The 13,362-nt window shown below is 70.6% G+C and carries 11 protein-coding genes; 9 read left to right on the top strand and 2 right to left on the bottom strand.

Annotated features, from left to right (window positions below; genetic code table 11):
* Positions 1 to 23 precede the first annotated feature (23 nt).
* From nac to ABEA24_RS25180, 9 genes are all read left to right on the top strand, one after another.
* Positions 24 to 941, top strand: a complete 918-nt coding sequence (gene nac, locus ABEA24_RS25220) for a nitrogen assimilation transcriptional regulator NAC (RefSeq protein ID WP_345433513.1) — start codon at positions 24 to 26, stop codon at positions 939 to 941.
* An 89-nt stretch (positions 942 to 1,030) separates the two neighbouring features.
* Positions 1,031 to 2,026, top strand: a complete 996-nt coding sequence (locus ABEA24_RS25215) for a 2-hydroxyacid dehydrogenase (protein ID WP_345433512.1) — start codon at positions 1,031 to 1,033, stop codon at positions 2,024 to 2,026.
* Positions 2,023 to 2,796, top strand: coding sequence for an SDR family NAD(P)-dependent oxidoreductase (locus tag ABEA24_RS25210; RefSeq protein WP_345433511.1), 774 nt, complete (start codon positions 2,023 to 2,025; stop codon positions 2,794 to 2,796). Before ABEA24_RS25215 ends, ABEA24_RS25210 begins: the two co-directional genes overlap by 4 nt.
* A 20-nt stretch (positions 2,797 to 2,816) precedes the next feature.
* Positions 2,817 to 3,845, top strand: coding sequence for an L-idonate 5-dehydrogenase (locus ABEA24_RS25205; protein WP_345433510.1), 1,029 nt, complete (start codon positions 2,817 to 2,819; stop codon positions 3,843 to 3,845).
* Between the two features lie 194 nt (positions 3,846 to 4,039).
* Positions 4,040 to 4,408, top strand: coding sequence for a cellulose binding domain-containing protein (locus ABEA24_RS25200; RefSeq protein ID WP_425551238.1), 369 nt, complete (start codon positions 4,040 to 4,042; stop codon positions 4,406 to 4,408).
* A gap of 201 nt (positions 4,409 to 4,609) precedes the next feature.
* The gene (locus ABEA24_RS25195) at positions 4,610 to 5,587 is read left to right on the top strand and encodes an ABC transporter ATP-binding protein (protein ID WP_345433508.1); all 978 of its coding nucleotides are present in this window, start codon (positions 4,610 to 4,612) and stop codon (positions 5,585 to 5,587) included.
* A complete protein-coding gene (locus tag ABEA24_RS25190; protein WP_345433507.1) occupies positions 5,584 to 6,939 on the top strand; it encodes an ABC transporter permease in 1,356 nt (451 codons plus the stop codon). The genes ABEA24_RS25195 and ABEA24_RS25190 overlap by 4 nt, the downstream gene beginning before the upstream one ends.
* A gap of 7 nt (positions 6,940 to 6,946) precedes the next feature.
* Positions 6,947 to 9,700 (top strand): alkaline phosphatase family protein, encoded by a 2,754-nt coding sequence (locus ABEA24_RS25185; RefSeq protein ID WP_345433506.1) that lies wholly within the window; start codon positions 6,947 to 6,949, stop codon positions 9,698 to 9,700.
* A 221-nt stretch (positions 9,701 to 9,921) separates the two neighbouring features.
* The gene (locus ABEA24_RS25180; RefSeq protein WP_345433505.1) at positions 9,922 to 11,271 is read left to right on the top strand and encodes a right-handed parallel beta-helix repeat-containing protein; all 1,350 of its coding nucleotides are present in this window, start codon (positions 9,922 to 9,924) and stop codon (positions 11,269 to 11,271) included.
* A 47-nt stretch (positions 11,272 to 11,318) separates the two neighbouring features.
* Here ABEA24_RS25180 and ABEA24_RS25175 read toward each other — a convergent pair whose 3' ends face one another.
* Positions 11,319 to 11,984 (bottom strand): response regulator, encoded by a 666-nt coding sequence (locus ABEA24_RS25175; protein ID WP_345433504.1) that lies wholly within the window; start codon positions 11,982 to 11,984, stop codon positions 11,319 to 11,321.
* Positions 11,981 to 13,357 (bottom strand): sensor histidine kinase, encoded by a 1,377-nt coding sequence (locus ABEA24_RS25170; protein WP_345433503.1) that lies wholly within the window; start codon positions 13,355 to 13,357, stop codon positions 11,981 to 11,983. Before ABEA24_RS25170 ends, ABEA24_RS25175 begins: the two co-directional genes overlap by 4 nt.
* Positions 13,358 to 13,362: the final 5 nt, after the last annotated feature.

The following is a 13,362-nucleotide window of genomic DNA, read 5'->3' as shown; positions in this document are numbered from 1 at the left end:
TCTGGTCAGGCAGGAGGTCGCCGATGGACACCAGGCGCCTGTACTCATTCGTCAAGATCGTCGACGCCGGGAGCATCACGCGCGCCGCCGACATCCTGCACATCGCGCAGCCGGCGCTGAGTCAGCAGGTCTCCGTGCTCGAGACCGAGTTCAAGCAGCAGCTGCTGATCCGGAGCAAGCGCGGGGTGGCGCCGACCGACGCCGGGCGCGCCCTCTACCGGCACGCCCAGCTGATCCTGCGCCAGCTCGAACACGCGCAGGCGGCGGTCGACGTGTGCGGCCGGGCGCCCGCCGGGAGCGTCTCGGTCGGCCTGGCCCCGTACAGCACGGGCGCGGTGCTGGGCCTGCCGCTGTTGCGGGCGGTGCGGGAGCGCTACCCCGACATCCTGCTGCACATCAACGAGAACTTCGGCGGCGTCATCAGCGAAGCGATCATGACCGGCCGCATGGACATGGCGTTCATCTATGACGCCGGCCCCATCCGCGGCGTCCAGTTCGAGCCGATGCGCACCGAGGACCTGTGCCTGGTCGCCGCGCCGGGCACCAGGCCGGCGTCCGAGGGGGACGACGTCTCCATCGCGGAGCTGGCCGATGTCGACCTGCTGCTGCCGAGCCGCATCCACACCATCCGCCAGGTCGTGGACACCGCCTTCCGCCGTGCCTCACTCGAGCCGAAGGTCGTCGGCGAGATCGAGTCCGTCCTGACACTGGTGAGCGCCATCAGCGCCGGTCTCGGCGCCACCGTGCTGCCCTGGTCGGCGGCACAGGCCATCCTCGACGTGCGGAATCTGGTGGTGCGGCGGATCGTCGACCCCACGATCGAGGTCAAGCTCTCGCTGTGCACGTCCGACCACCAGCCGCTGTCGGAACCCGCCCTCGCCGTGCACGATCTCTTTCACGAGCTGATCCTCGAATTCGGCAGGAATCACGGTGGCCGATGACGTCACACGAATCAGGTATTGGTCGGGTCGGCTGAGCCGGCACTAACGTTTTCGCCGCCAGTACCAAAAAGGCATCAGGGGAGTGGTGGATGAAAAGGCGTGTGCTCAGTACTCGTGACACTCTCCCCGGCGGCGGACTGGCCCGTCTGACGTCCCGTGCGGACACGGACGTCGTGTCCTGGGCGGGCACGGGCAAGCCGGAGCCGGCCGAACTGGCCGCACTCGCCGAACGGACGGGCGGCGTGAGCGCCATCCTGGCCCTGGGCAACGACCGCGTCGACGCCGGACTGCTGGACGCGGCCGGCCCGGAGCTGAGGGTCGTCAGCCTGGCGAGCATGGGGTTCGACGGCGTCGACCGGCGGGCCGCCGCCGAGCGCGGGGTCGTGGTCACCCACACCCCCGGCGTGCTGGCGGAGACCACCGCCGATCTGACCTTCGGGCTGATCCTGGCCGCCCGCCGCCGGCTCGGCGCCGCCCGTGACTCGCTGCACGCCGGAGTGTGGGAGCTGTTCCGGATGGACGACCACCTTGGCCTGGACGTGCACGGCGCCACTCTGGGCCTGGTCGGCTACGGGCAGATCGGCCGCGCGGTGGCCCGGCGCGCCACCGGATTCGGCATGAGGGTGCTGCACCACGATCCGTTCGGCCCGGCCGCCGACGGGCCTTCGACTCCGGTCGAGCTGCCGCGGCTGCTCGCCGAGTCCGACATCGTCTCGCTGCACGTCCCGCTCACCGACTCCACCCGCCACCTGATCGGCCCGGCGGAACTGCGCGCCATGAAACCGACCGCGACGCTGATCAACACCTCCCGGGGCGGGGTGGTGGACGAGGCCGCACTGCTGCGCGCTCTCGACGACGGCACCATTCACTCGGCCGGGCTGGACGTGTACGAACGCGAGCCGCGCGGCGCGGACGTGGCCGACCTGACCGGCCGGCCCGGCCTGTTCGCCCTGCCACATATCGGCTCGGCCACCGAGGCCACCCGCGCCGCGATGGTGGACCTCGCCGTGGACAACGTGCTGGACGTCCTCGGCGGCCGCCCGGCCCGTACCCCGCTGCCCGGCACGATGGCGGTGCCGGCATGACGGGCAGCCCGCTGTTCGACATCGCCGGGCGCATCGCGCTGATCACCGGATCCAGCCGGGGCATCGGCCGCGCGCTGGCGCAAGGGCTGCTGGAGGCCGGTTGCACGGTGGTCCTGAACGGCCGTGACGAGGTGGCCCTCGCGCGGACCCGCGCCGAACTGGCCGAGCTCGCCGGCGGCACGGTGTTCGCCCGGGCCTTCGACGTGACCGACTCCGCGGCCGTGGCCACGAACGTCGCCGCGATCGAGGCCGAGGTGGGGCCGATCGACATTCTGGTCAACAACGCTGGGATGCAGCGCCGCGCGCCGCTGGTGGACTTCACCGACGACGACTGGCGCCGGCTGATCGACACCAACCTCACCAGCGCCTTCGTCATGGGCCGGGAGGTCGCCCGCCGGATGGTCCCGCGCGGCCACGGAAAGATCATCAACATCTGCTCGGTGCAGAGCGAGACCGTACGGCCCGGCATCGCCCCCTACTCGGCCACCAAGGGCGGGCTGAAGCTGCTGACCAAGGGCATGTGCGCGGACCTCGGACCATCGGGCATCCAGGTCAACGGCCTGGGACCGGGCTACTTCGAGACCGAGCTCACCGAGGCGCTGGTCGCGGACGAAGAGTTCAGCGCGTGGGTACGGGGGCGCACGCCGGCCGGCCGATGGGGCAGGGTCTCCGACCTGATCGGCGCCCTGATCTTCCTGTCGGCGCCGGCGTCCGACTTCGTCAACGGACAGGTGCTGTACGTCGACGGCGGCATGCTGTCCGTCCTCTGAGTCCTGTGAGGGAGCATCACATGCTTGCGTGCGTTGTCCACAAGGCGGGCGATCTCCGCGTCGAGGAGAGGGCCCCCGGACTTCCCGGCCCGGGGGAGGTGCTCGTGGCCGTGACCCTCGGCGGCATCTGCGGCTCGGACCTGCACTACTACCATCGCGGCTCGGTGGGCGACTTCCAGGTCCGCGAGCCCCTGGTGCTCGGCCACGAGGTCGTCGGCCGGGTCGCCGCGCTCGGCGTCGGCACGGACGGCCCGGCCGTCGGTACACCGGTGGCCATCCACCCGGCCACCCCGTGCGGCGCGTGCCCGGAGTGCACGAACGGCCGGCGGAACGTGTGCGGCCGGGCACGCTATCTCGGCAGCGCCGCTCGGACACCCCACGTGCAAGGCGGTTTCGCCCAGCGTCTGGTCGTACCCGCCGGCCAGGTTCGCGTGCTGCCGCCCGGTCTCGACCTTCGCCGGGCCGTGCTCGCCGAGCCGCTCTCCGTCGCCCTGCACGCGGTGCGCCGCGCCGGGGAGGTGGCCGGGAAACGGGTGCTGGTCACCGGCGCGGGCCCGATCGGTTCCCTGGTGGTCGCCGCACTGCGTCACGCGGGAGCCGCCGAGGTGACCGTGAGCGATCTGCTGGACGCTCCTCTGGGCATCGCCAGGAGCGTCGGCGCCACGGCGACCGTCCGGGCGGACCGCCCCGACGACCCGGCGTGGCCGGAGGAGGTCGACGTCGCCGTCGAGGCGTCCGGCTCCGGAGCCGGCCTTCGCACCTGCGTTCAGCGCGTACGCCGCGGCGGTACGGTCGTCCTCCTCGGACTGCTCCCGCCCGGCGAGACCGGGTTCCTGGGCAACGTGGTGGTCACCCGGGAGATCACCATGCGGGGGGCCTTCCGCTTCGACCACGAGTTCGACGACGCGCTGTCGCTGCTGGCCTCGGGCCTGGACGTCGATCCGGTCATCAGCCACACCATCCCGCTGGCCCGGGCGGTCGAAGCGTTCGACCTGGCCGGAGACCGTGCCCTGGCGTCGAAGGTCCTACTCGATCTCGGCGGCGAATGACCGGCGGTCGTCACCGTGACGGGGCTGTTCGCCTGGCCGGGCTGCCGGTGAAGGAGCCGAACGCGTCGCCCAGCCACGGTTGCTCCGCTGCTCAGCGGCTGTGCGCCGTTCTCTCCGGGGATCCCGCGGAAGATGGGAGCGCCGGCGCTACCCGACTCGATCGGCATGGTCAGGGCGACGCGCTGATCGAACGCATCGGCCACGAAAGCGCCCTTGCCGAACCGCGAGCATCCCGTGACACCGGTGGCACGGGCCCCACGCCGCCGGCCGGTGGCTGCACGGCCGCCTACAGCGTGGTCGGGCAATGGTCCGGCGGCTTCCAGGCGTCGGTCAAGGTGACCGCCGGGACCACCGCCATCACGGGCTGGACCGTCACCTGGCATTACGCCGGCGGTCAGACGGTCACCCAGATCTGGAACGCGACGCTCACCAGTTCCGGGTCCCAGGTCACCGCCCGCAACGTCGGTTACAACGGCGCACTCGGCGCGGGTGCCAGCACGGAATTCGGGTTCCTCGGCTCCGGCACCGGCGAAATACCCGCGCTCACCTGCGCCGCGACCTGACCCAGGCCGATATCGCCTCGTCCGCGCGCCCCGGCGCGTGGCGGAAGCGCCGTGACTGCCGGGTTGACAGTTTGATCAACACATTAGCTGCCCGTGCTGGCGTATTTGTTGTCATTTGTCCAAAGTTCTACTGTGCGCCCTCCTTAGGCAAACCGCGATCTCTAGGTTGCTTCTGCTGAAGATCGAAGCTAGGAGACCGGCATGCACAGGAGCCCCGCAGTCCGGGGTCGCGGGATCAGGAAGTCCTTCGGTGACGTGGTCGCACTCGACGGGGTCGACCTCGACGTGGCGAGCGGGCAGGTCCACGGCCTGGTCGGCCCGAACGGCGCGGGCAAGACGACCCTCCTCGGTCTGCTGCTGGGCTTGGCGGTCGCGGACAGCGGCAGCCTGGAGATCCTGGGTACGCCGGTCGGACGGACCCTCGCCGTCCCCGACGGCGTCGCGGGCTTCGTGGACGGGCCGGGGCTCTATCCGTCGCTCACCGCGCGGCAGAACCTCTCGGCCCTGGCAGCCCTGCGCGGGCAGGACGCCGGTCGCGCCGCAGGTGTCGACGACGCGCTGGAGCAGGTCGGGCTCACCGACGTCGCCGACGACCGCATCCGGGGATTCTCGCTGGGCATGCGCCAGCGGCTCGGGCTGGCCGCCGCGCTGCTCACCACGCCGCGACTGCTCGTACTCGATGAGCCGGCCAACGGTCTGGACCCGGCCGGCAAGCACCACGTGCACCGCGTCATCAGCGGGCTCGCCGCGGACGGCACCGCGGTGGTCCTCTCCAGCCACCGCATGGACGACCTCGCCGCGCTGTGCTCCGAGGTCACCGTCCTCGCCACCGGCAGGGTCGTCTTCTCCGGGCCGGTGGGCAAGCTCGCCGCCGAGAGCGGCGAGCTCGACTACCGGGTGCGCACCTCCGATTCGGAAGCCGCCCACACGGTGGCGCTGGACACGCCAGGGCTCCGCGTCGTGCCCGGTCGCGGCGGCGTCGAGCGGCCGGACGCCGACGTCCTCGTGGTCCGCGGGCCGGTGCCGGCCATCGAGGAGCTGGTGGTGCGGCTGGTGGGAGCCGACGTGGCGGTGCGTGAGCTGGCGCCCGTGGTGGCACCGCTCGAGGCCGCGTTCCTGGCCCTGACCGGGACCGGGCAGATCGACGAGGAGGACCTCGTGACGAAGGAAGACTCATGACCGCTACCGTCGCGCCGCCCTCGGTCGAGGCCCGGCCGGCACCGGTGCTGCGTGGCTACCGGTTCGAGCTGGTCAAGCTGCTCTCCCAGTGGCGGATCCGCGTGCTGCTGCTCGCCTGCTGGCTCGCCCCCGCGGGCTTCGTGGCCGCGGTGAGCCTGCAGAGCCAGCTGCCCGCCGACACGGTCTTCGGCCGCTGGATGCACGCGACCGGCTGGGCGGGGGCGCTGGTCGTCCTGGACTTCTCGCGCAGCTGGGCGCTCCCGCTGCTGACGGCGCTGGTCGCCGGTGACGTCTTCGCGGTCGAGGACCGGCTGGGCACCTGGCGCCACCTCCTCGTGGCGGTCCGCTCGCCGAGGCGGATCTTCGTGGCGAAGGGCCTCGCCAGCCTCACGGTGCTGCTGCTTCTGGTGGCCGGGCTGGCCGCCTCGGGCATCGCCGGCGGCCTGGCCGCGGTCGGCAACCGGCCGCTCGTCGGCCTGGACGGCCATCTCCTCACCCCCGGGGACGCGGCCGGCACGGTCCTGCTCTCGTGGGTCTGCGTGCTGGCGCCGACGCTGGCGTTCGCCGCGATCGGTCTCCTCGGCTCGGTGGCCCTGGGCCGCTCCACGATGGGGCTGCTGATACCCGCGCTCCTCGCGTTCGCGCTGCAGCTCGCGCAGTTGCTCCCGCTGCCGGTGGCCGTGCGGCTGGCCCTGCCGAGCCACGCCTTCCTCGCCTGGCGTGGGCTCTTCACCAGCCCGGCGCAGGCGGGCCCCCTTCTCATCGGCCTCGCGGTGAGCCTGGCATGGGCGGTCGTCGCCACCGCGCTGGCCTACCACCTGTTCCTGCGCCGCGACTTCACCGACCTCGCGTACGACGGCTCGGGCCGGCGTGTCCTCGTGTCGGGGGCGCTGCCTCTGGCCGGCCTGGTCGCCCTCACCGCCGTTGTGGTCACCGTCGCGACCCCGGCCAAGGGCTCCGGGATCGGGCAGTCCAAGATGCAGGACTCGCTCGCCACGGCGTACGCCCACCTCTACCGGCTGCAGACGCGGGAGCTCCATCGCCCCGCCGTCACCGAGGCCCAGCTTCAGGCCACCGCGTCCTGCGACAAGGGCGGCTCCCGGGTCCTTGACCAGGGACCGGGCAACGACTGGCGGTGTGTCGTGTCCTGGCACCTCCCCGGCGCGACCGCCGTGGGCACCGCCATCTACCAGCTCGACGTCACCGCGGATGGGCGGTACGTCGCGGACGGAGACGGTCCGAAGGAGGTGAACGGCTACTTCCAGGTGCGCACCCCGACCGGGGACGCACCTAACCCCCTGTGGCAGTTCGACGGGAACGTCGATCTGCTCGCAAGCGCTCCAAAGGATTGATTGATTCATGCATGTCACCCGCCAGCGCGTCGAGAAGGTCCCCCTCGGGCTCTTCCGCCGACTCACCGGTCGCCGGTTCCGCCTGGTGGCGGCCGGTACCGCAGCCCTCGCCATCACCAGTGGGGGCGTCTCGTACGCCTCCACCCGGATGTTCGGCACCGACCAGGTCGGCCAGACCACCAAAAAGGGTCTGGTCGTGTCCGCTGACCAGTACATCAAGCCGATCGGCGAGCGCCTCGTCATCAACAACGGCAAGATCATGTCGTCCACGGTCAGCCCGGACGGCACCCACGTCGCGGCCAACATCACCGACGGTGGGATGGCTCTCGCCATCGTGGATCTCAAGAGCTGGAAGGTGCAGCAGCTCGTCGGCAACAACAAGGCCGCTGATCTGAAGATCAGCGGCAACGACGTGGGCCAGGAAGGCCCCACGTACTCGCCCGACGGTTCGCAGCTGTGGCTGAGCCAGAGCGACGGCTACACCAAGTTCACCGTGAACCCGGACGGCACCCTCGCCAGCCCGACGGCCATCAAGATCCCGGCGGACGGGCCCAAGCGCGCGCTGGTGGCCAAGGCGGTGTTCTCGGCCGACGGCAAGACCGTGTACTCCGCCGTCAACGGCCAGAACCGCGTGGTCGCCATCGACGCCGCGACCGGTGCGATCCAGCAGAGCTGGGCCGTGGGCAACGCCCCGCGTGGCATGGCGCTGGTCGGCAACAAGCTCTACGTCAGCAACGAGGGCGGGCGCCCGGCGAAGCCCGGCGACACCACGATCAACTCCTACAACACCCAGGTGCCGGCCAACCCGGAGACCGGTGCCACCACCACCGGCACGGTCAGCGTCATCGATGTGGCGAACCCGTCCGCCGCCGCCACTAGCATCGACGTCGGTCTGCACCCGACCGCCCTGTACGCCAAGAACGGGGCGCTGTTCGTCACCAACACCGCCACCAACAACGTATCCGTCATCGACACGGCCAAGGACAAGGTCGTCCAGACCATCGCCACCCAGCCGTGGCCGGAGGCGTCGGTCGGCTACGAGCCCGACGCGGTGACGCTCACCGACGACGGTCACCTGCTGGTGACGCTCGGCCGCGCCAACGCCGTCGCCGTCTACCGGTACAGGTCGCCGCTGGAGCCGGTCAGCTACGTCGGCCTGCTCCCGACGGACTACTTCCCCTCGGAGATCACCACCGTCGGCGACGACGTGCTGGTCTCCAACACCCGTGGCATCGACGCCCGCCGCACGCCGCCCGCCAACAGCGCCGGGCACGGTACCCACGACACCACGTCGAGCCTGCAGCGGTTCAAACTGCCGGCCGACGGCATCATCAGGGCCTACACGCACAGGGTCTTCCAGCAGAACGGCTGGACCCCCAACTCGGTCCAGCTGGGCAAGGGCAGGGGTGCGAAGCCGGTGGCGGTCCCGGTGCATCTCGGCGACCCCTCGACGATCAAGCACGTCTTCCTGCTCGTCAAGGAGAACCGGACCTACGACCAGGTCTACGGTGACATCCCGGAGGGCAACGGCAGCCCGACGCTGGCCCAGTACGGCGAGAACGTGACGCCGAACCAGCACGCGCTGGCCAAGCAGTTCGGGCTGTACGACAACACGTACGACATCGGCACGAACTCCGCCGAGGGTCACAACTGGCTCATGCAGGCCGACGACCCGGAGTACACCGAGTCCTCGGCCGGTGAGTACACGCGCAGCTACGACACCGAGGACGACGCTCTCGGCCACCAGCGGACCGGTTTCATCTGGACCGGTGCGCAGGCGGCCGGCAAGTCCGTCAAGGACTACGGCGAGTTCCAGTCGTTCGAGAGCAAGCCGGCCGGCGCGACCTGGCAGAACCTGTACTGCGACGCCAAGACCATGGCGGCGAACCCAGCGCAGAACACCGCCTACCCCATCCAGACGGGTTCGGCGATCCCGTCGCTCAACAAGGTGTCGGTGCCCGGCTTCCCGCTCTTCGACACCAGCGTCCCGGACATCTACAAGTACGAGATCTGGAAGCGGGACTTCGACAAGAACGGCCCGGCGAACCTGAACATGTTCTGGTTCTCCAACGACCACACCGGTGGTCCGCCGACCGGGCCCGCTCAGGTCGCGGACAACGACCTCGCGACCGGCAAGGTGGTCGACGCGATCTCGCACAGCAAGTACTGGAAGGACTCCGCGATCTTCGTGGTCGAGGACGACTCCCAGGCCGGCGTCGACCACGTCGACGGCCACCGTGCCCCGATCCAGATCATCAGCCCCTGGGCCCAGCACGGCACCGTCGACAGCCACTACTACTCGCAGATCACGATGATCCGCACCATCGAGCAGATCCTCGGGATCCACCCGATGAACCAGAAGGACAGCGCCGCCACCCCGATGAGCGCGGCGTTCACCAACCAGCCCGACAACACGCCGTTCACCGCTCTGCCCAACCGGACCTCGCTGACCTTGGGGCTGTCGACCCAGCCGTCCTGCGGTTCGGACACCCCGGCGCCGCAGGACGTGAAGGCCGCGGCCGTGCCGTCGGCGACGGTGCCGAAGGCCGAGCAGCCGGTGGCGGCCAAGTGGCAGGCATGGAAGGCGAAGCAGCCGTTCACCGGGCCCAACGCCAAGGCCGACTCCGCCAACCCCGAGCAGATGAACCACTTCTCGTGGTACGAGGCGCACGGGTGGACGAAGCCCTACCCGGGTGAGACCAAGATCTACGCTCCGGACCAGGTGCCCGGCGCGTACATCCCCTCGTCGGACAACGACTGACCTCCGCACAACTGACGCGACGGCCCGCCGGGATCCCGGCGGGCCGTCGCCACGTCCGGGCGGGCACCCTGAAACTTTCATCGCTTCGCCGCAGGCTGCCTGCGGTAACGAGGGGATGGTCGGGGCAGCCGACGACGAGGCATTGACTGCGGTTTTGTTACCGGTAACATCTGCGCTCGGGCGCTGTTGATCATTCGCACCTTCGCGCGAGGGAGATCTCGATGTATCCGACACCGCGGTGGCGAGCCCTTCGCCGGGTCGCAGCGGCCTCGGCGATTCTGACCCTGAGCGGCGCGATCGGTGCGATCACGGCGGCCGCGAGCAGCGCGGCGGCCGGGAAGGTCTATTACGTCGCCCCGACGGGCAATGATAGCGCCGCGGGGACGCAGGCCGCGCCCTGGGCCACGATCGCGCATGCTCAGTCCGTCGTCACGGCGGGTGACACGGTGTATTTCCGGGGTGGCACCTACGCCTATGCACACGCCGACAGCAGCTGCAAAAGCCAGACGGACAAAGTCGACGCGATCACCCTGAACAAGAGCGGCGGTTCCGGCAGTCTGATCAGCTACCTGGCCTACCCGGGGGAGAAGCCGGTCTTCGACTTCTCCCGCATGACGGACGACTGCCGGATCAAGGGCTTCGATGTCACCGGGAACCGGATCCACCTCAAAGGGCTGGAGGTCAAGGGCGTTCCGCAGAACAACGACCTGAACCACGAGTCCTGGGGCATCTGGGTCTCCGGCAGCGACAACGTCTTCGAACTGATCAACGCCCACAACAACATGGGGCCCGGCCTGTTCATCCAGGACGGGGGCGGCAACCTCGTCCTCAACTCCGACTCGCACGACAACTACGACCTGCACACCTCCAACGGGGCCGGCGAGAGCGCCGACGGGTTCGGAGCGCACATCTCGGCCGGCCATCCCGGGAACGTGTTCCGGGGGTGCCGCGCGTGGTGGAACTCCGACGACGGGTTCGACCTCATCAACGCCTTCTCGTCGGTGACCATCGAGAACTCATGGGCGTGGCGGAACGGGTACGTGCCGGAGACGACCACGGCGGCCGGCAACGGAAACGGTTTCAAGGCGGGCGGCTACGGCGGTGGTTATGTCGCCGGCGGCGCCAAGCACACGGTCCGCTCCTCGGTGGCATTCGCCAACAGGGCGTCGGGTTTCTATGCCAACCACCACACGCTGGCGAACGACTACTTCAACAACACCGGCTACGGGAATCACCCGGACTTCAACATGCTCGGCGTGAACTCGAGCGGCGCCGCCGTCGGTCTGGGCAAGCTGCGCAACAACGTCGCCTACACGGGCACCCTGACGTCGAACATGACCGGTACCGACGCCGCGTACAACTCCTGGAACCTGAGCGTCACCCTGTCGGACGCGCAGTTCCAGAGCGTGTCGACGTCGGGCTGGGACGCGTCTCGCCAAGCCGACGGCAGCCTGCCCGTGCTGCCCAATCTCCGCCTCGCGGCGAACAGCACCCTGATCGACAAAGGCGTCGATGTCGGTCTGCCCTACAGCGGCCGGGCGCCGGATCTCGGCGCCTTCGAATCCCCGTGAGCCGACTCGCGCATGGTCGGCTCGGCTCAGAGGTTCTTCGGAATCGCTCAGGTACGGGGCCTGACCAGCCCGGCGTCGTACGCCATGATCACGGCCTGGATGCGGTCGCGCGCACCGATCTTGGCGAGCACCCGGCCGACGTGCTTTTTCACCGTGGACTCGGTGAGGACCAGCCGTTCGGCGATCTCCGCGTTCGTCCATCCCCTGCCGATCGCGACCAGCACCTCGTGTTCGCGTTCGCTCAGCGTCCGCAGCCTGGGGTCGGCCTCCGGTCCGGCGGTGGGGGAGAGGACCTGATGGGCGTGGGCGTCCAGCAGACGCCTGGTCAGGCTGGGTGCGACGACCGCGTCGCCGGTGGCCACCGCCTGGATCCCGGCGATGAGTTCCTCGGGCCGGGCGTCCTTGAGCAGGAAGCCGCTGGCTCCGGCGCGCAGCGCCGCGTACGCGTACTCGTCCAGGTCGAAGGTGGTGAGGATCAGCACGCGCGTGCGGCCGCCGGCGGCGACGATCCGCCGGGTGGCCTCGATGCCGTCCGTGCCGGGCATGCGCACGTCCATGAGGACGACGTCGGGCCGTAGTTCGGCGGCCATGCGGACGGCCTCCGCGCCGTGTCCGGCCTCGCCGACCAAGGCCATGCCGGGGGTGCCCTCCAGCAGCATGCGGAAGCCGAGGCGCTGCAGGGGCTGGTCGTCGGCGATCAGCACGGTGGTCATGAGGCGTGGTCTCCTGGGGCGTCTCCCGCGGTGGGCGGCGGGGATGCGGGGGGCACTTCGAGGATGACGTCCACGATCCAGCCGGGCCGGTCGCCGCGCGGTCCGGCGGTGACCGTGCCGCCGTACATCGCGGTCCGCTGGCGGACGCCGACCAGTCCGTGTCCCGGCCCGCCGGTCTCCATCCGGGGCTCCGGCGGCGTCCCCGTATCGGGCGGCGGCCCGGTGTCGGTGACCCGTACCCGGATCTCGGCGTTCTCGGCGGTCAGGGAGACGTGCGCGGCCGAGCCGATGCCGGCGTGCTTGAGGGTGTTCGTCAGGGCTTCCTGGACGATGCGGTAGATGGTGAGCTGTATCCCGCTGCCCAGGGCGGCGAGGTCCCCGGCGGTCCGGTAGGAGACGCTCACACCGGCGGCGCGCACCCGGGCCAGCAGCGTGTCCAGGTCGGCGACGCCGGGCTGCGGATGGAGCCGTACGCCCTCCGGCTCATCGCCCAGGACGCCCAGGACGCGGCGGAGTTCGCCCATCGCCTGGCGGCCGGTCTCCCCGATGATGTTCAGGGCTTCGGCGGCCCGTTCGCCCCGGCTGGCCGCGAGGGTGGCGCCGCCGTCGGCGAGGCCCACCATGACGGACAGGTTGTGGCCGACGATGTCGTGCATCTCCCGGGCCACGCGGGAGCGCTCGGCGGCGGCGGTGAGCCGTTCCTGCTGGTCCCGTTCGATCTCCAGGCGGGCCGCCCGGTCCTCCAGGGCCGCCAGGTACACCCGCTGGGTGCGGAACGTCAGACCCAGGGCGATCGCGGCGGTCTCCCAGCCCGCCAGCATCACCAGGCCCACCACAGGACGGTCGGTGGGCTGCAGGAACCACACCACCATGGACAGTTCGCCGAATATCGCCGCGGCCGCCCAGCCCAGCACCCGAAGGGAGCCGTGCAGCGCCAGGTTGTGCAGGGCGGTGAGCAGGCTGGCTCCGGCCAGTAGCCACATGCCCAGCGACCAGGGGATCATGGCGCCCAGCGCGACGATCGTGAAGGCGACGGCCGGCGCCCGGCGCCGCCACCACAAGGGCAGGGCGAGCCCGAGGCTCAGGGCGAGCAGGACCCCGAGCGGCAGTTCGGCGGCGCGGTCGATGTGCATGCCGAGCGGGCCGCGATCGTCTTTGGCGAGGGCGGCCGGCAGGGACCCGGCCGCGACGATCAGCACGATCAGCGAGTCGAGCAGCCACGGATGCCGGCGGTCCGTCCACCGCAGGCGGCGCTGCACCCACAGCACACGGCCCAGAGCCGGATGCCCCCAGGCGACCGGCGGCCCGTCCTCCGCCCCCTGGGCGCGGGGCGGGCCACCGGCAACGGGCGCCGTCGCCGTCGGCGCTCTCATCGGGT

The organism is Actinoallomurus vinaceus (genome assembly GCF_039542055.1).
In the GTDB taxonomy this organism is placed as follows: domain Bacteria; phylum Actinomycetota; class Actinomycetes; order Streptosporangiales; family Streptosporangiaceae; genus Actinoallomurus; species Actinoallomurus vinaceus.
Note: the sequence above shows the minus strand (reverse complement) of the source record. Positions and strands in the feature narration are given on the sequence as shown.